We start from the raw sequence: 16,724 nt of genomic DNA, 5'->3' as shown, positions 1-16,724 counted from the left end.
AACCGACAGGCGGCGAGTCGATGCCCGGAGGCAGGCTGACCCACGAGGATCGCCGGCAGATCGCGAGCTGGCTGGCCGAAGGGCTCGGCTACGCCGAGATCGCCAGGCGGCTGGGCCGGCCCACGTCCACGATCAGCCGCGAAGTGGCCCGCAACCGCGCCCCCGGCGGCTACCTGGCCGATCGTGCCCAGCAGGTCGCGGGGCAGCGTGCCCGCCGCCGCAGGCCGGCGGCCCAGGAGGGCGAGCCACCGGCCGGGGAGGAGCCGTCCGTGCGCGAGTTCGTGGCGCGGTTCGCCGCGCTGCTGGCGGGGACCGGCCTGCCCAGGATGCCCGCGCGCGTGTTCTCCTGCCTGCTCGTCTCCGAAGCCGGCAGCCTCACCTCCGCCGAGCTCGTCCGCCGGCTGAAGGTCAGCCCCGCGTCTGTGTCGAAGGCGGTCGGCTACCTCGAAGGGATGGGGCTGCTCAGGCGTGCCCGCGACTCCGGCCGCCGCGAGCGGTACGTCATCGACGACGACGTCTGGCTGCGGGCGTTCGAGACCGACACCGGGGCCCACGCCGAGGTCGCGGCGGCCGCGCGGCACGGGATCGAGATCTTCGGCGCCGGCACGCCCGCCGGCGCCCGGCTGGGGCGGATGGCGGGGTTCTTCGCCTGGATCCACGAGCAGATGAACGGCAGCGGCCTCACCGACGCCGTCGTGCACGACGGGCTGACGGTGCTGGCCGCGCTGGTGCACGCCGCCCGGCCCCTCACCGTGACCGGCCTCGCCGCCGCGCTCGGCTGGCCCGCCCGGCGGGCGGGCACCGCACTGGACGCGATCAGCCGCCGTCCGGCCCTCACCGACCCGCTCGTGGTGGTGCGGACCGGGCGCGGCGCGTACGCCGTCACCCCGAGGTCCGACCGGCTGAGCTCCGCCCAGCGTGACGCGCTGAGCGCCGGTGCGCGCTCAGCCCGGGATAAGCCGGACCAACACCCCCAAAGCTAGGCCCTGATCGGCGCGGGACGCCTGAACCAGGCCACAGGTTCACTTGCGCACGACCAAGAAAGCTTGATCATGGGAGTCGGGGTGGCTCGTCACGCAATCGCCTTCGTGAACCTAATTTCGGTGATGACGCATCTCTTCGGAGCCGAGGGAATCCCGTGCTGAATCACATCCTGGAGGACGGTCGCGCGCCGACCGCCACCGGTCTCGTCCCGGCTGTCGGCCTGGCCGCGCACGCCACCGCCAGGTCTCTCGTGCATGGGCACGAACGATGTCTGCCGGCGCCGGGGGGCCGGCCCGCGGTGTAGCCCGGGTTCCACCCCGGCACTCGGCACCGGCTGGGGCGCGACGACCCGTGAAGGACCAGCCGGCGACGCCTCTCGGGCGGTGATGCGGATCCATCCTGCCGCGCGGTCGAGTCGCCGCCGCACGGCGCACCACTGCCGTCCGATCCCGCCGCCGTCCAGTGCCACCACCATGCGATGCCACCGTGCGGCACCACCGTGCGGCACCGCCATGCATGGCCTCCGCACGGCGGTCCCGGGTGGCAGCGCCGGGTGATGGCGTCGGGTGGCGGCGTCGTCCCGCCGCATCAGCGACCGCGCGGACGAAGTGACTGAGTGACCGGCTCCGGCCGGCCGCCCGCCGAGCAGTCGCGAGACACCGCGGGACGCGCGGGGCGTCGGGCCGGTGATCGCCGGGCCGTCATGGTGGCGCCGCCGTCGATCCGTGCCGGCCTGACCCGGCCGCGCTGCCACCCGAGCGGGTGGGCCCGCTCGGAATGAGCGTCACGTCGAGACGTCCCGCGCACGCCCGAGCGCGGCACGCAGCGAGGGGCGAGGGGCGAGGGGCGAGGGGGAGAAACCGCACGCGGGCGAGGCACACGTGAGCACGGGGCGCGTGGGTGGGGCGGGCATCGGCTTTCGGGCGGATCGGGCCGGCCGATCAACCGTTGACCTGGTCGAACTAGCTATTCCGGAGAAGCAGTGGCTGTAAGTATCAGGGCCCGCCGCCAGATCGTCTGGCGGGCCGGAGCCCAGAGCGCGGGGCATCGGCGGGCTGTCCAGCCGCTCGGCCTGGCCGGCGTCGACGTGGTGTGCATGACGGTCGCCGCGGCCGGCGCCGAGCAGGACCTCCGCCGGATCGCCGTCGCGGGGATCGTCGTGCTGGCGCTGAACGGCGCCGGCCGGGTCTACGTGCCACGCATCGTGCCCTCCTGCCTCGATCGCGGCCTCTGGCTGGCGGGATCCGGTCTGGTGAGCGTCCTGGTGGCCTGCTGGGGCGCGGCGTCGCTCGTCGAGGTCGTGCTGTTCGCGACGCTGTTCACGTTCCTCGCGGTCTGCGGCAGGAGCGTCCTGTGCCTGGCGGTCCGCAGGGCGCGCGAGCGCGGCAGGTCCGCGCCCACGCTGGTGGTCGGCGCGGGCGCGCACGGTCACCGGCTCGCGGACCTCCTGCTGGCCCATCCGGAGCACGGCCTGCTGCCGGTGGGCTTCCTGGACGAGGGCGCGGGAGAGAGCCAGTGCGTTCCCGTACTCGGCGGGCTGAGCGACGTCACCGACATCGTGCAGGCCCACGGGGTGCGCGCGGTGGTCATCGCGGGGGCGGCCCGGCAGTCGTTCGCCAGGACGGCGCGTGCGCTCGGCTGCGAGGTGTATCTCGCGCCCGACCCGGCCGACGTGATCGTCGACTTCGTCACGCTGCACGAGCACGTGCGCAGCTTCCCGCTGCTGCGCATGCGTCCCGAGGCGCAGCGCCGCGCCTCCTGGCCGGTGAAGCGGGTGCTCGACGTCGCGGTCGCGCTGACCGGGCTCGTCCTGACCGCGCCGATCTTGGCGCTCTGCGCCGTGATGGTGCGCTCGGAGGTCGGCCCGAAGCTGCTGTTCAGGCAGCAGCGCGTGGGGCTCGGGGGCGGGCCGATCGAGCTGCTCAAGCTCAGGACGATGCGCTCAGCCGATCCGCACGAGTCGGCGACGCTGTGGAGCATCGCCGACGATCATCGGGTCGGCCCGATCGGCAGGTCGCTGCGCAGGACGTCGGCCGACGAGCTGCCGCAGCTGTGGAACGTGCTCAAGGGCAGCATGAGCATCGTCGGCCCCCGCCCGGAACGCCCGCATTTCGTGGAGCAGTTCTCCCGGACGATCCCCGGCTACGACCTGCGGCACCGGCTGCCGGTCGGGCTCACCGGCTGGGCCCAGATCCACGGGCTGCGGGGTGACACCTCGATCGAGGACCGCGCCCGCTTCGACAACTACTACGTGGACGGCTGGACCCTCCGCTCCGACATCAAGATCATGATGCGGACGTTGTGGTGCCTGCTGCGCCGGAGCGGGAGCTAGCCGTGCGCGTCCGTTTCCGGCCCAGCCTGCTCGCCGCCGCGCTGGTGCTGCTGACGTGCCTGCCCGCCCGGCACGAGGAGCTGTCCTCCGGGGTGCGGCTGACGGCCGCCGACGTGATGTCGCTCGTGCTGGCGGTGGCGGCGGTCGCCGTCCTGCTGACGCGTGCGGGGGTCGCCCTCTTGCCGGCCCGTTCGGTGGCGGAGCGGCTGCCGGCCCGCGCCCTGGTGTTCGCTCCCGTCGCGGCGGCGGCCGGCGTCTCGTTGCTGGCCTCGGCCGACGTGCTGGCCGGTCTGCCGGGTTATGTCAGGTACGTCCAGGTCTTCGTGGTCATTCCGCTGGCCGTCCTGGTGGCGGTACGCGACCGTACGGACACGCTGATCGTCGGCGGGGCCCTGGTCGCGGCGGCCGCGGCGCAGGGTCTGGTCGGCTGTGTGCAGGCGTTCACCGGCACCGGCGCGTCGTACGCGGGTGAGCAGGTGCGGGCCGTGGGCACGTTCGGCGCGCCGGACGTGATGGGCATGGCCAGCGTGGTCAGCTTCGGGGCGATCGTCCTGCTGGGGGCCGGGCTGACCCTGCGGGGCCGGCGCCGCGCCGCCGCCCTGACCGGAGCGGCCCTGCTCTGCGTGCCGCTCGCCCTGTCGCTCAGCCGCGGCACCTGGCTCGCGCTGGCCGGCGCCTGCCTGGTCGTGCTCTTCCTGCACAGCCGCGTGCTCGCCGCGCGGGTCGTGCTGGCCGGCGCGGCGGCCGCGATCGTGCTGGCGCTCGGCGTGGGCACGGGGGCGGACCCCCTGGGGCGGCGGCTGGACTCGGTCGCCTCCTCCGTGTCGCAGCCCGACCAGTCGCTGCGCGATCGGTTCAGCCTGTGGCGGACCGCCGTGGACATCTGGCTGGAGCACCCGGTGACGGGGGCCGGTCCGCGCGGGTTCGCGCAGTTGCGTGACACGTACGCGCCGATCGAGCTGTCCAGCGGCAGCGACACCGAGGATCCGGTGCACGGCTTCGAGCGCCGGCCCCTGCTGTCGCCGCACAACATGTACCTGCTGACGCTCAGCGAGCAGGGGCTGCTCGGGCTGGCCGCCCTGGCCGGATGCCTGGCCTCGCTGGCGTGGTGGGCGGTGCGGGAACGCTCGCTCATCGCGGCCGGGCTGCTGACCTGGCAGATCGTCGACTTCTGCTACGGCGACATCGGCGGCGCTCCCACGCTGGTCATGTCCGTGGCGCTGGGCCTGGCCCTGTCGCTCGTCACCCGCCGCGAGACTTCCGCCTTTCCCGACGTACAGCCGGAGGTCGTTGTCGGCGGTGGTGTGCGATGACGGCGACGGCCGCTCCGCGGGCGGCGAAGGCCGTCGGGGTCACCGCCGTGCTGGTCGGGCTCGGGTCCGGGCTCGGGTTCGTCCGGGATCTGATGCTGGGGACGACCTTCGGCGCCGACGCCGAGACCGACGCGTTCCTCGTCGCCTGGACGATCCCGGAGACCGCCGCTCCGCTGCTGATCGAGGGGGCGATGGCGTTCGTGCTGGTCCCCCTGTTCAGCCGGGCGCTGGAGGCGGGCGACGATCTGCGCAGGCTGGTGTCGTCCACGATGCCGGGGCTGTGCCTCACCCTGGCGGCGCTGAGCGCGGTGACCGCGGCGGGCGCGCCGTGGCTGGTCGGCGTGCTCGCCCCCGGCATCCCCCGGGCCGAGCTCGCCGTCGGCTGCATGCGCCTGACCTCGGTCACCATCCTGATGTTCGGCCTGGCCGGATACCTGAGCGCGGCCCTGCGCGCGCAGCACACGTTCGCGCCGCCGGCCGCCATCTACCTCGCCTACAACGCGGGGATCGTCGGCTGCGTGTGGGCGCTGAGCGGCCAGGGCGCCTTCGGGGCGGCGGTTGGCGTGGCCGCGGGCGGGGTCGGTATGGTGCTCGTCCAGGCCCCGGCCTTCGCCCTGCGCCTCAGCCGTTCCCGCGAAGCCTCGGACGGCACAGCCCGCATCATCGACCAAGAGCCCGCCGGCGCTGTGGCGTTGTCGTGGGCGGTGTTCGTGCCGGTCGCGGTGTTCACACTGGCCCGCCAGAGCCAGGTCTTCATCGAGAGGTACGTCGCCTCGTCCCTGCCGGAAGGCTCGATCTCGCACCTCAACTACGCGCAGAAGGTGTCCCAGGTCGCCATGGTCGTGTCGCTGATCGCGGCGACGGTGAGCTTCCCGCGCCTGGCCCGCGCCATCGCCGCCGGCGACCGCGCCGCGGCCCGCAGGACGCTGCTCGCCGACCTGGTCGCCGCCGCCGCGATCGTGCTGCTCGCCACGGCGATCCTGCTGGTCTGCGCCAGGGACGTCGTCACCGTCCTGCTGCGCTACGGCGCGTTCACGGAGGCCGACGCCACCGCCACCGCGGCGATCATGCGGGTGTACGTGCTCGGCCTGCTCGGTCAGGCGGTGGTCGGCGTCGTCTGCCGGGCGTACTTCTGCGGCGCTCGCGCCTCCTGGTACCCGGCACTGGCGATGGCGGCGGGGCTGGCCGTGATGGCGCTGCTGGCCCGGCCCTCGTGGGGCGTCACGGGGATCGCCGCGGCCAACGCGGCCGGGATCACGGTGACCGCCGTGCTGCTGCTCGTACGGCTGCGCGCCCGGATCGTCGCGCTGCCCCTGCGCGCCTCCGCCGGGCCCGTCGGCCTGTTGCTGCTGTCGGTCACGGTCGCGGCGGCGGCCGGCTGGGCGGCACGGGCCGGCCTGGCGGGCCTGCCGCAGCCGCTCGCCCTGGCCCTGACGGGCGCCGTGATCACCGCCGTCTTCTGCGCCGTGGCGGTGAGCACCGGCGCCCTGACCACGCTCACCGGAGACACCCGGCCGACCAGATTGCGAGGTGGCGCGTGACCGCCATGCCGCTCGTGCTCATGTACCACTCCGTGGAGAGGTACGACAGCGACCCGTTCCGCGTCACCGTCTCCCCCGGCCGCTTCGCCAGGCAGCTCGGCTGGCTGGCCCGGCGCGGCCTGACCGGCGTCTCGATGCGCGAGCTGCTGCGCCGCCAGGCCGGGGGGAGCGCGCGCGGCCTGGTCGGGCTGACGTTCGACGACGGGTACGACGACTTCCTCGGCGAGGTCGTCCCCCTGCTGCTGAGGCACCGGTTCACCGCGACGGTGTTCGTGGTGTCGGAGCTGCTCGGCGGCCACAACGGCTGGGACGCCGGCGGCCCGCGTAAACGGCTGATGGACGCCGACGGCGTGCGCCGGGCGGCGAGCCTGGGCATGGAGGTCGGCTCGCATTCGGCCGGGCACCGCTCGCTGGCGGGCCTGAGCGAGGCCGAGCTCCGTCACGAGGTCACCGCCAGCAAGGCCACGCTGGAGCGGGTGCTCGGCGACGAGGTGAGCGGCTTCTGCTACCCGTACGGGCACGCCGGCGCCCGGGAGGTGAGCGCCGTCCGCGCGGCCGGGTACGGCTACGCCTGCGCGATCTGGCGCGGCCCGCTCACCGGCAGGCACCTGCTGCCCAGGACCTACGTCGGCGACCGTGACGGCGGGCTGCGGCTGAGCGTGAAGCGGGCACGCCACCGGGTCAGGTGGGGCCGGTGAGGGTCCTGCACGTCATCACCGGGCTGGCGGCGGGCGGCGCGGAGCAGCAGTTGCGCGTCCTGCTGCCCCGGCTGCGGGCCAGGTGCGAGGTGGCGGTGCTGACCGGCAGAGGCGTGCTCGCCGACGCCATCGAGCGCGACGGCCTGCCCGTGCACCGGATCGGCATGCGCGGCAACACGGACCTGCGGGCGGTGGGGCGGCTGGCCCGGCTCATGCGCAGGCGGCGTTACGACGTGGTGCACACCCATCTGTACCGGGCCTGCGTGTACGGCAGGCTGGCGGCGCGGCTGGCCAACGTGCCGGCCATCGTGGCGACGGAGCACTCGATCGGCCACGAGCACATCGAGGGACGCCGGCTCACCCGTCCGGTCAGGGCGCTCTACCTGGCCAGCGAGCTGCTCGGGCACTCGACCGTAGCGGTCTCGCCCACGGTGGCCGAACGGCTGTCGCTGTGGGGCGTGCCGCGCTCGCGCATCGTGGTGATCCCGAACGGCGTGGACGGCGCGGCCTTCGGCTTCGACGCGGAGCTGCGCCGCCGTACCAGGGAGCGGCTCGGCGTGGACCAGGGCGCCTTCGTGGTCGGCGGGATCGGCCGGCTGGAGCCGGGCAAACGCTTCGACCTGCTGGTGGAGGCGGTGTCGGCACTCGACGGGGCGGTGCTGCTGCTGGTCGGCACGGGGTCGTGCGAGCCGCGGCTGCGCCGGCTGGCCCGCCGGGCGGGCGACCGGGTGATCTTCGCCGGTGAGTCCACCGACGTGCCCGCCCTGCTGTCGGCGATGGACGTGCTGGCCGCGCCCTCGGCGGAGGAGGCGTTCGGCCTGGCGGTCGTCGAGGCGCTGGCCTCCGGCCTGCCCGTCCTGTACGGCGCGTGCCCGGCCGTCGAGGACCTGCCGCCGGGCGCGGCGCCGGGCGCGAGACGGGTCGCGCCGGACCGGCTGGCCGCCGAACTGGCCGAGCTGGCCGCCCGGCCACCGGAACGGCTCCCCCCACCTGACGCCGTCCGCTGCTACGACGTCCGCCACCAGGCGGACCGGCTGGAGTCGCTGTACCTGCGCCTGCTGGGCGCGGCACCCGAGGAGGAGAAACCATGAACAGGACCCCGGCCCGGCTCACGGGCCTGCTGTCGCGCTGGTGGCTGCCGTTGTCGCTGACGACGGGGCTGCTCGGCGGCCTCGCGTACACCCTGGCCGGGCAGGTCGTCTACACCTCGGACGCCTACGTCGTCGTGGTGGCGGGCGGTGAGGCGACGCGGGCGGCCGACTACGCCGCCGCCTACGCCCGGGTGGCCGCCCAGCCCGGCGTGCTCGGCGTCGCCCCGGCCGACCTGAGCGGCGTGAGCGTGGCCGCCTCGCCCGACGCCCCGCTGATCCGCCTCACCGCGGCGGCCTCGACCGCGGCGGAGGCCACCGGCCGGGCCGACCGGCTGGCGACCGCGCTGATCGCGTACGCCGGCGCCCACTCCACCGACACCCACGTGCGGCTGGCCCCCTTCGCCGGCGCCTCCTCCCCGAGCCGTCCCTCCGCCCCGGTGCCGCTGGTCAACCTGGCCGTGGGCGGCTGCGGCGCGGTCCTCCTGGGCGGCCTGCTCCGGCTGGCCGCGCCGCCGGCCCGTCGGCGGCCCGTACGCGAGCCGCTGCCCGAGCCGATCGGGGCCGGCGCGTGAGCGCCGCGCCCTCGCGGACCTCGCACGCGGGGCTGACGGTGCAGGTGGTCAGGGACGACGGCGACCTGGCCGCGCTGTCCGCGGACTGGACGGACCTGTACGCCCGCAGCTCGGCCGCCACGCCGTTCCAGTCCTACGGCTGGCTGTGCTCCTGGTGGCGGGCGTACGGGACCCCGGGGCGGCTGCGCCTCTTCCTGGCCCGCCGGGGCGGGCGGCTGGTGGCGGCGGCGCCGTTCCTGCTGGAGCGGCGCGGCGGCTGCCGGGTGCTGACCCCCGTCGGCGCCGGCCAGGCCGACTTCACCGACATCGTCGTGGACGACCTCGAAGGCGACGCGGGCCTGCGCGAGCTGCGCGCCGGGATGCTGGCCCAGCCGGGCTGGGATGTGATGGACCTGCCCGAGGCGCGGCCGGGCGCGACGGTGCGCAGGCTGGCCGAGCTGTGGGAGGGCAGGGCCTGGTCGCTGCCCGCCTCCACCTGCCTGCAGCTGCCAGGTCAGCCGATCGAGCAGGTGCTGGCCGGGCTGAACAGCCGCCGGGCGCACCGGCTGCGGCACGCGCTGCGCAAGATCGACGCGCTGGACGCGCAGGCGGTCGAGGTCGGGGCGGACCAGGTCGAGGGGTCGGTGGCCGAGCTGCTGCGCCTGCACGCCATGCAGTGGGAGAGCCGGGCGATCAACGTCCAGCACACGGAGCGGCGCTTCCGCGACCATCTGGCCAGGGCGGTGCGGACGCTGGTGGTGGAGAACCAGGCGACGCTGACGGAGTACCGGGTCCGCGGGCGGCTGATGGCCTGTGACTTCGTGCTGGTCGGCAAGGACTTCGTGGGCGGTTACCTGTACGGGGCCCATCCCGACCTGCGTGCCGAGGCCGACGTGCTCACCATGTTGCTGCGGCACAACCTGGCGCTCACCCACCGGCTCGGCCGGCCCACGCTCAGCCTGTTGCGCGGCGACGAGCCGTACAAGACGAAGTTCGGCTGCGAGGCGGTGGTGAACCAGCGGGTGATGCTCGGGCGCGGGCTGCGCGCCGCCGCCTACGCCGCGACCGCGAACGCGCGCGCGGCCGGCCGGGAGCTGGTCAAGCGGCGCTGCCCGCGGCTGGCGCGGAAGGTGGCGGCATGGCAGTGAGGCCGGGCGTCCTGCACGTCACGCAGCCGGTGGACGGCGGGGTCGGGGCGTACGTCGCCACGGCCGCCGCCGACCAGGCGCGGCGGGGCTGGCGGGTCGCGGTCGCCTGCCCTCCTTCCGGGCGGCTCTTCGACGAGCTCACGGCCTCGGGAGTGCCGTGCCTGCCCTGGACGGCGGGCCGCGCCCCCGGACCGGCCGACCTGGTACGGGCGGCCGGGCTGGCCGGGATCGTCAGGGAGTTCGCCCCCGACGTCGTGCACCTGCACTCGTCCAAGGCGGGACTGGCCGGCCGGGCCGTGCTCAGGGGCCGGGTGCCCACGCTCTTCCAGCCGCACGGCTGGTCCTGGCTCGCGGTACGCGGCCCCGTCGCCGCCGCGGCGCTCGCCTGGGAACGGCTGGCCGCGCGCTGGGCCGACCGGGTGATCTGCGTGGGCGCGGGCGAAGCCGGCCTGGCCGGGCGGCACGGCGTACGCGGCCGTCTCGTGGTGGTCCGCAACGGCGTTGACTTGCGCCGTTTCCCGCCCGCCTGCCCGCGCGAGCAGGCGGAGGCCCGCGCCCGCCACGGGATCGGCGAGCGGACGCCGCTGGCCGTCTGCGTCGGCCGGGTCTCCCGCCAGAAGGGCCAGGAGGTGCTGCTGTCGGCGTGGCGGCGGGTGGCCGCCCGCGACGACCAGGCCAGGCTCGCGATCGTCGGCGACGGCCCGCTGCTGCCCGCCCTGCGGTCGCGAAGCGAGCCCCGCGTTCACTTCACCGGCGACGTCACCGACGTCAGGTCCTGGTACGCCGCCGCCGACGTCATCGTCCTGCCGTCTCTCTGGGAGGGGCTGCCACTGACGGCGCTGGAGGCGCTGGCGACCGGACGATCGCTGGTCGCCTCGGCGGTGCCGGGACTGGCGGAGGTGGTGACCGGCGAAACCGGCGCGCTGGTCGCGCCGGGCGACGCCGGGGTGCTGGCGGAGGCGCTGCTGGCCAGGCTCGGGCAGCCCGCGCTGACGGCGGCCGAGGGCGCGGCCGCGGCGGCGCTGGCCGGCGCCTTCGACGTGGACAGGTCGCTGGACGAGCTCGCCGCGCACACGCTGGAGGCGCTCGGCACGGGAGCGGGAGCGGGGGTGGGAGCCGCGCGCAGCCGCTCGCGGAACACCTTCGACGACCGCGGGTTGGCCCGGCACTGCCAGACGCCGTGGGGACAGTAATCGGAGATCGAGTGATAGGCCACATTGTGACTGCCGATCCAGTCGAGCATCCGCCGGACGTAGGCGGAGCGGTCGCCCCTGCGGAACAGCCCCCATTCAGGGAAGGAGAGGGGCTTGCCGTGCCGCGCCGCGAAGTCGGCCTGGGCGCGCAGGCCGTACGGCTGCTCGACGTAGTCGGAGAACTCGCGCCCCGGTCCCTGGTCGTAGCTGTCCATGCCGATGATGTCGACCACGTCGTCACCCGGGTAGCACTCCGTCCACGGGATGGCGTCGCGCCCGCGGCTGGGCGCGAAGTCGAAGCGGAAACGCTGGCCGGGCGCCGAGCGCATGGCGGCCACGATGCGCCGCCAGTAGACCTTCCACGCCTGCGGGTCGGGCGCGCACCGGCTGGAGTAGGTGGTGCCGTTCATCTCCCAGCCCAGGACGATGATCGTGTCGCCGGCGCCGGAGGAGACCAGCTTCCAGGCGAGCCGGCGGAAGTGGTGGTCGTGCTCGCCGCGCGCTCCCTCGCTGAGCCGCCGCGCCACGACGCTGTCGGGCAGCCCCGCCTCGTTGGGGGCGACCATCGGCACGTTCAGCGCCAGCACCCGGCCGGGCCGGGCGGCCCGCCAGCGGGTCCAGGGCTCCAGGACGAACGCGGCGCCCGCGATGGCATCCCAGCGATCGCCTGGCAGGTACGTGCGCCCGACCGTCACCTTGTTGCGCAGCCACGACTCGAAGCCCGGCACGTGCTGCGGGCCGCGCCAGTCGGAGCCGAGGAAGACGCCCAGCGCCGCCGGCGGAGGGGCGGCCGGCGGGCTCTGTGGCGGGAGGCTGACCGGAGGGCGCGGAAAGGGGCCCCGTGGCGGAGGGGCGGCCGACGTGCCCAGGCCGAGCGTCGTGCCCGCCATCGTCGCCACGACGATCGCCATCGCACAGTGCCGATAGCCGATCGCCTTCACGCCGTGCCGACGGCCGATCGCCTTCGTGCCGTGCCGGCGGCCGATCGCCTTCGTGCCGTGCCGGCGGCCGATCGCCTTCGCGCAGCGCCGATGGCCCTTCCGCATCACCGTCGCGGTGTCACCTCGCGTTTCCTCCATACAAGGCAGGTAGCCGCAAACCGGATATTCAACTCGCGATTTGCCCGATCCATGGCTTTTCCTGGAAGAGCAGGACGTTCACCATGCTTGATCGCACCGTTCCGGCGCTCGTGCTGCGGATCGACGACAACGTCTTCCACCACGGCACCCTCGGCGCCATCCGGTCTCTCGGCAGGGCCGGCGTAGAGGTGCACGGGCTCATCGACGACCGGCGCACGCCCGCCTCCCGTTCCCGCTACCTGGCGCGCTCGCACGCCTGGCCGCGCGACCGGGACGTCATCCGCGCGCTCCGGCAGGTCGCCGACCGCATCGGCCGCCGCTCGGTGCTGCTCGCGATGGACGACGCCGCCGCCATCGCCGTGGCGGAGCACGCGGCCGACCTGCGATCCAGCTTCCTGCTGCCCGGCCAGGCGCCGGGGTTGCCGCGCGTGCTCGCCGACAAGCGCCTGCTGGCCCGCCTGTGCTCCTCGCTCGGGATCCCGCAGCCGGAGTCGCGGGTGATCACCGGCGAGCGCGACGCCGCCGCGGCCGTCGCCGACTTCGGCCTGCCGCTGGTCGCCAAGTGGGCGCGGCCCTGGCTGCTGCCCGCCGGCCGCGGGCTGCGCAACACCAGCCTGGTACGCCAGGCCAAGCACGTGGCCCCGCTGCTGCGCCACCTGCCGGGCAACGACCTGCTGTTCCAGCGGTTCGTACCGGGCGGGCCGCATTCGGACTGGTTCTTCCACGGCTACTTCGACGAGAACTCGCGCTGCCTGTACGGCGGGGCGGGCCGCAAGGAACGCTCGTACCCGCGCGGCGCTGGCCTGACCACGTACGGCCGCTGGCTGCCCAACCCGGCCATCGAGCGCGTCGCCCGCGACCTGGCCGCGACGCTGGGCTACCGCGGCGTCCTGGACATCGACTTCCGGCACGACCCCGCCACGGGCGCCTACCACCTGCTCGACTTCAACCCGCGGCTCGGCGCCCAGTTCCGGCTGTTCACCGACTCCAGGGGCCTGGATCTGGTACGGGTCGCGCACCTGCACCTCTCCGGCCGGGCCGCGGCGCTGGGACAGGCCGGTCATGGGCGGACGTACGTGGTGGAGAACTACGACCTGCTCGCCGCGGGCCCCGGCTGCCTGCGCGCGCTGTGCTCCAGCGACGAGCTCGCCTGGCTCTCCCCCGACGACCTGCGGCCCTTCGTGGCCATGGGCGGGCGGACGGTGAAACGCGGCTTCGACCGGATCACCCGGTCACCGAGACAGCGAAGGAGGAGAACGTGGGAACCCCGGTGATCGACGTGGCGATCGTGGGAGCGGGCCCGTACGGCCTCTCCGTGGCGGCGCACGCGCTGCCAGCCGGGCTGGACGCGCGGGTGTTCGGCCGGCCGATGCACGCGTGGGAGCGGCACATGCCCAGGGGCATGCTGCTGAAGTCCGACCCGGACGCCTCCCATCTCGCCGACCCGGCGCGGCGCTTCGGCCTGGACGCCTTCCACCGCCACTCCTTCGGCGAGGCGGTGCCGGTGGAGCGGTTCGCCGACTACGGCAGGTGGTTCCAGGCGCGGGCGGTGGGCGCGGCACTGGAGGAGCAGGAGGTGACCTCCATCGGCCTGGCCGGTGGCTTGGCCGGTGGCTTGGCCGGTGGCTTGGCCGGTGGCTTGGCCGGTGGCTTGGAGGGTGGCTTGGCCGGTGGCTTGGCCGGTGGCTTGGAGGGTGGCCTCGGCGGTGGCCTGGAGGGCGGCCGGTTCCTCCTGACCCTGGCGTCGGGCGAGGTGGTGGCGGCCAGGGCGGCGGTGCTCGCGCTGGGCTTCCTGCCGTTCGCCCACCGGCCGCCCGCCCTGGCCGCGCTGCCGCCCGAGGTGTGCACGCACAGCTCCGACCACGCCGATCTGAGCGGGTTCGCCGGCCGGGACGTGACCGTGGTGGGCGCGGGGCAGTCCGCTCTGGAGAGCGCGACGTTGCTGGCCGAGGCCGGGGCGAGCGTCCGGGTCCTCGCCCGTACGGACGCGCTGGCCTGGAACCCCGCCCCCGAGCGGCGGCGCTCGGCGCTGGCGCGCCTGCGCGCTCCCCGCTCCGCGCTCGGCAGCGGATGGCCGTCCGTCGCCTGGTCGCGGCTGCCCGGCGCGGTCCGGCATCTGCCGGCGGCGGCTCGCGGCCACATCGTGCGCACCGCCCTCGGGCCCGCCGGCTCCTGGTGGCTGCGCGAACGTTTCGACGGGGCCGTCACGGTGACGCTGGGGACCCGGCTGGCGGCCTGCGAGCACCGGGACGGGGTGCGGCTGGAGCTGCGGGACGCCACGGGGGCGCGGACGACCGTGGTCACCGAGCACGTGATCGCCGCCACCGGCTACCGGGTGGACGTCTCCAGGCTCGGCCTCCTCAGCGAGGACCTGCGCCGCGCGGTGGCGTCGGCGGGGCCGGGTCCCCGGCTCAGCCGGACCTTCGAGACGTCCGTCGCGGGGCTGCATCTCGTCGGGCTGGCGGCGGCGCCGACGTTCGGGCCGGCCATGCGGTTCGTGTGCGGCAGCCGGTTCGCCGCCCGCCGGGTGACCAGTGGGCTCGTCAGCCGCCTGCGATCACGGACCACCAACTGAAGAACCATCAACTACGGGGGAAAGCATGATTTGTCGCACCATAGTGGCCTGCACGGCCACCACCACCTTCCTGAGCATCCCGGCCACCGTCACCGGCACCCATGCCGAGAGCGCGTCGTCGTCCTTCACCAACTCGAACACCACCGCCGTGGGCCGCACGCCCTCCGGGGTGCGGGTGACCGTGCAGAAGACCATGATCGGCAAGACTCAGGTGGCCTCGGCCAAGGTCCTGCCCGCCGACCCGACGGCCGCCGACGACGAGTACCTCATCCCGGCCAACGCCAAGACGACGGCCGGATTCGTCGACCAGTACGAGCACTTCGCGGCCAAGCCCAGCGCCTGGAGTGACGTCGCCATGCTGACGTTCACCTTCTCCAGGCCCGTACGCGACCCGCACCTGCACGTCTTCGGCACCGGCGGCTCCTCCGGCGACGCCAGGAACCACGACGACTACTGGCCCGCGATCGAGCTGGTCGGCGGCATCCCGGCCACGCCCGCGTTCGCCCGCGTGGCCGGCTTCCCCGGCTACCGGACCAGCGCGACCGCCATCGAGCCGGAATGGACGTATCCCACCGGCTCGACCACCTGCGGCGTGGTCTACGCCTGCGGGACGGTCAGGGTGAGCGGCACCGTCAGCTCGTTCACCGTCAAGCTGCGCGCTCATGACGACCGGCAGGGGAAGGGCGGGCCGGCCCCGCAGTTGTGGGCCGCGTTCAAGCTCTCCCTGGCCGAGGACGACTCCGACGCGCCCCCCTCCTACGGCGCGGCCTCCCACGCGATCACCCGCACGACGCTCGGGCGTACCGTGACCGCCGACCACACCGACGCGGTGAGCATGACCCCGCGCTCCCTTCCCACCGGCACCGACGCCGACGACGCCGTCACGGCTCCAAGGGCGCGCATCGCACCCACCGGCGATGACTACACGCTCGCCGTCCCCGTACGGGCCGACTCTCCGTCGCGGCTGAACGGCTGGATCGACTTCGACCAGAACGGCCGCTTCGACGCCGTCGAACGGGCCACCGCCAAGGTCGTGCCGTCCGCCACCTCCGCCACGCTGCGCTGGAGGGTGCCGCGGCCGCTGCAGACGGGCGTCACCTGGATGCGGCTGCGGCTCGCCACCCAGGGCCCGGTGACGGCGTCGCCGACCGGGTGGGCGGACAGCGGCGAGGTCGAGGACCACCAGATCGAACTCGCCCACCACTGCCCGTGCACCAACTGACCTCGCGGGTCACGGCTCCGGCTGGCCACGCCTCCGGGCGGGTGACGGCTCCGGGCCGGTCACGGTTCTGGCGGCTCCTCGACGTGTGGCCGTACGACCGCGACCGGGCAGGTCACGTGGTGCAGCACGCCGTGGCCGACCGAGCCGAGCACGGCCGAGGCGAGGCCGCCGAGCCCGCGTGAGCCCACGACGACGAGGTCGGCCGTCCGGCCGGCCTCGACGAGCGCGGTGATCGGGTGAGCGCACACCTGCTCGTCGGTGATGACGAGGCCGGGGTCGCGCTCACGCCGGCCCGCGATCCGCTCGGCCACGCGGTGGAACTGCTCGGCCATGAGGTCCTCCAGGAGGCCGCCGTAGGGCACGGCGTAGGGGGCGGCGTACGCCGAGAACGCCGGCAGTTGCCAGGCGTACACGACGTGCAGTTGCGATCCGCGGGCGCGGGCCTGCTCGACGGCGTAGTCCAGGGCGACCTCGGCGTGTTCCGATCCGTCGTAGCCGGCCACGACCCGGTCGTACCACAGCGGGGTCGGCGCGCGGACGATCACGACCGGCCCGGTGGCGTGCCCCGCCACGGCCAGGCCGACGGAGCCGAGCAGCATTCCGGCGAACCCGCCGCGCCCGCGGCTGCCCAGGACCACGCTGTCCGCCGAGTGCGACTCGGCGAGCAGGGCCCTGACGACGTCACCGCCGAGCAGGTCGCCGCTCACCTCGACGTCGCGGGTGAGCTCCCGCGCACGGCGGACGGCCGCCTCCAGGACGCCGGCGCAGGACGCGGCGCTCTCGTCGTGGACGCGCGGCTCGCCCACCTGCACATCGTGGACGCGTGGCTCGCTCACGTGCACGTCGTGGACGCGTGGCTCGCACACGTGCACGACGCGCAGAGCCGCTCCACGTCGCTGGGCGTCCGCCGCGGCCCACTCCACCGCCGCGGTCGCCGGGGCCGACCCGTCCACTCCGGCGACGATGTGACCGTTCATCACGCCCGCCCCCCGCTCCC

At 74.8% G+C, this 16,724-nt stretch carries 14 protein-coding genes; 13 read left to right on the top strand and 1 reads right to left on the bottom strand.

Features of this window, described 5'->3' with window-relative positions; genetic code table 11:
• Positions 1-20: 20 nt before the first annotated feature.
• The 13 genes from AB0C28_RS40740 to AB0C28_RS40680 all read left to right on the top strand — a co-directional run bounded on the left by AB0C28_RS40740 (position 21) and on the right by AB0C28_RS40680 (position 15,727).
• Positions 21-983 (top strand): helix-turn-helix domain-containing protein, encoded by a 963-nt coding sequence (locus tag AB0C28_RS40740; RefSeq protein ID WP_357849811.1) that lies wholly within the window; start codon positions 21-23, stop codon positions 981-983.
• 983 nt (positions 984-1,966) lie between these two features.
• A complete protein-coding gene (locus tag AB0C28_RS40735; RefSeq protein ID WP_358080689.1) occupies positions 1,967-3,316 on the top strand; it encodes a sugar transferase in 1,350 nt (449 codons plus the stop codon).
• 2 nt (positions 3,317-3,318) lie between these two features.
• Positions 3,319-4,629, top strand: a complete 1,311-nt coding sequence (locus tag AB0C28_RS40730; protein WP_358080687.1) for an O-antigen ligase family protein — start codon at positions 3,319-3,321, stop codon at positions 4,627-4,629.
• Entirely contained in the window at positions 4,626-6,170 is a 1,545-nt protein-coding gene (locus tag AB0C28_RS40725; protein WP_358080685.1) for a lipid II flippase MurJ, read from the top strand. The genes AB0C28_RS40730 and AB0C28_RS40725 overlap by 4 nt, the downstream gene beginning before the upstream one ends.
• 5 nt (positions 6,171-6,175) lie before the next feature.
• Positions 6,176-6,868 (top strand): polysaccharide deacetylase family protein, encoded by a 693-nt coding sequence (locus AB0C28_RS40720; protein WP_357850254.1) that lies wholly within the window; start codon positions 6,176-6,178, stop codon positions 6,866-6,868.
• Positions 6,865-7,959: a glycosyltransferase gene (locus AB0C28_RS40715; RefSeq protein WP_357849822.1), complete on the top strand. Its 1,095-nt coding sequence runs from the start codon at positions 6,865-6,867 to the stop codon at positions 7,957-7,959. The genes AB0C28_RS40720 and AB0C28_RS40715 overlap by 4 nt, the downstream gene beginning before the upstream one ends.
• Entirely contained in the window at positions 7,956-8,531 is a 576-nt protein-coding gene (locus tag AB0C28_RS40710) for a hypothetical protein (protein WP_358080683.1), read from the top strand. Before AB0C28_RS40715 ends, AB0C28_RS40710 begins: the two co-directional genes overlap by 4 nt.
• Positions 8,528-9,658: a GNAT family N-acetyltransferase gene (locus tag AB0C28_RS40705; RefSeq protein ID WP_358080681.1), complete on the top strand. Its 1,131-nt coding sequence runs from the start codon at positions 8,528-8,530 to the stop codon at positions 9,656-9,658. Before AB0C28_RS40710 ends, AB0C28_RS40705 begins: the two co-directional genes overlap by 4 nt.
• Positions 9,649-10,851, top strand: a complete 1,203-nt coding sequence (locus AB0C28_RS40700) for a glycosyltransferase (protein ID WP_358080679.1) — start codon at positions 9,649-9,651, stop codon at positions 10,849-10,851. The genes AB0C28_RS40705 and AB0C28_RS40700 overlap by 10 nt, the downstream gene beginning before the upstream one ends.
• A 399-nt stretch (positions 10,852-11,250) precedes the next feature.
• Positions 11,251-11,778, top strand: coding sequence for a hypothetical protein (locus AB0C28_RS40695; protein WP_358080677.1), 528 nt, complete (start codon positions 11,251-11,253; stop codon positions 11,776-11,778).
• 235 nt (positions 11,779-12,013) lie between these two features.
• Positions 12,014-13,204 carry an ATP-grasp domain-containing protein gene (locus AB0C28_RS40690; RefSeq protein ID WP_357849836.1) on the top strand — a complete coding sequence of 397 codons (1,191 nt, stop codon included), beginning with the start codon at positions 12,014-12,016 and terminating at the stop codon, positions 13,202-13,204.
• Positions 13,189-14,505 (top strand): NAD(P)-binding domain-containing protein, encoded by a 1,317-nt coding sequence (locus AB0C28_RS40685; RefSeq protein WP_358080675.1) that lies wholly within the window; start codon positions 13,189-13,191, stop codon positions 14,503-14,505. The genes AB0C28_RS40690 and AB0C28_RS40685 overlap by 16 nt, the downstream gene beginning before the upstream one ends.
• A gap of 25 nt (positions 14,506-14,530) precedes the next feature.
• Complete coding sequence (locus AB0C28_RS40680) at positions 14,531-15,727, top strand: GEVED domain-containing protein (RefSeq protein ID WP_357849842.1); 1,197 nt, start codon at positions 14,531-14,533, stop codon at positions 15,725-15,727.
• 59 nt (positions 15,728-15,786) lie between these two features.
• On the opposite strand, the gene AB0C28_RS40675 is transcribed toward AB0C28_RS40680, so the two are convergent.
• Positions 15,787-16,704 carry a universal stress protein gene (locus AB0C28_RS40675; RefSeq protein WP_358080673.1) on the bottom strand — a complete coding sequence of 306 codons (918 nt, stop codon included), beginning with the start codon at positions 16,702-16,704 and terminating at the stop codon, positions 15,787-15,789.
• Between the last annotated feature and the right edge of the window lie 20 nt (positions 16,705-16,724).

Origin of the sequence: Nonomuraea sp. NPDC048892 (assembly GCF_040649735.1) — a bacterium.
In the GTDB taxonomy this organism is placed as follows: domain Bacteria; phylum Actinomycetota; class Actinomycetes; order Streptosporangiales; family Streptosporangiaceae; genus Nonomuraea; species Nonomuraea maheshkhaliensis.
The sequence above is the reverse complement of the archived record's forward strand: the minus strand, read 5'-3'. Positions and strand labels throughout refer to the sequence as shown.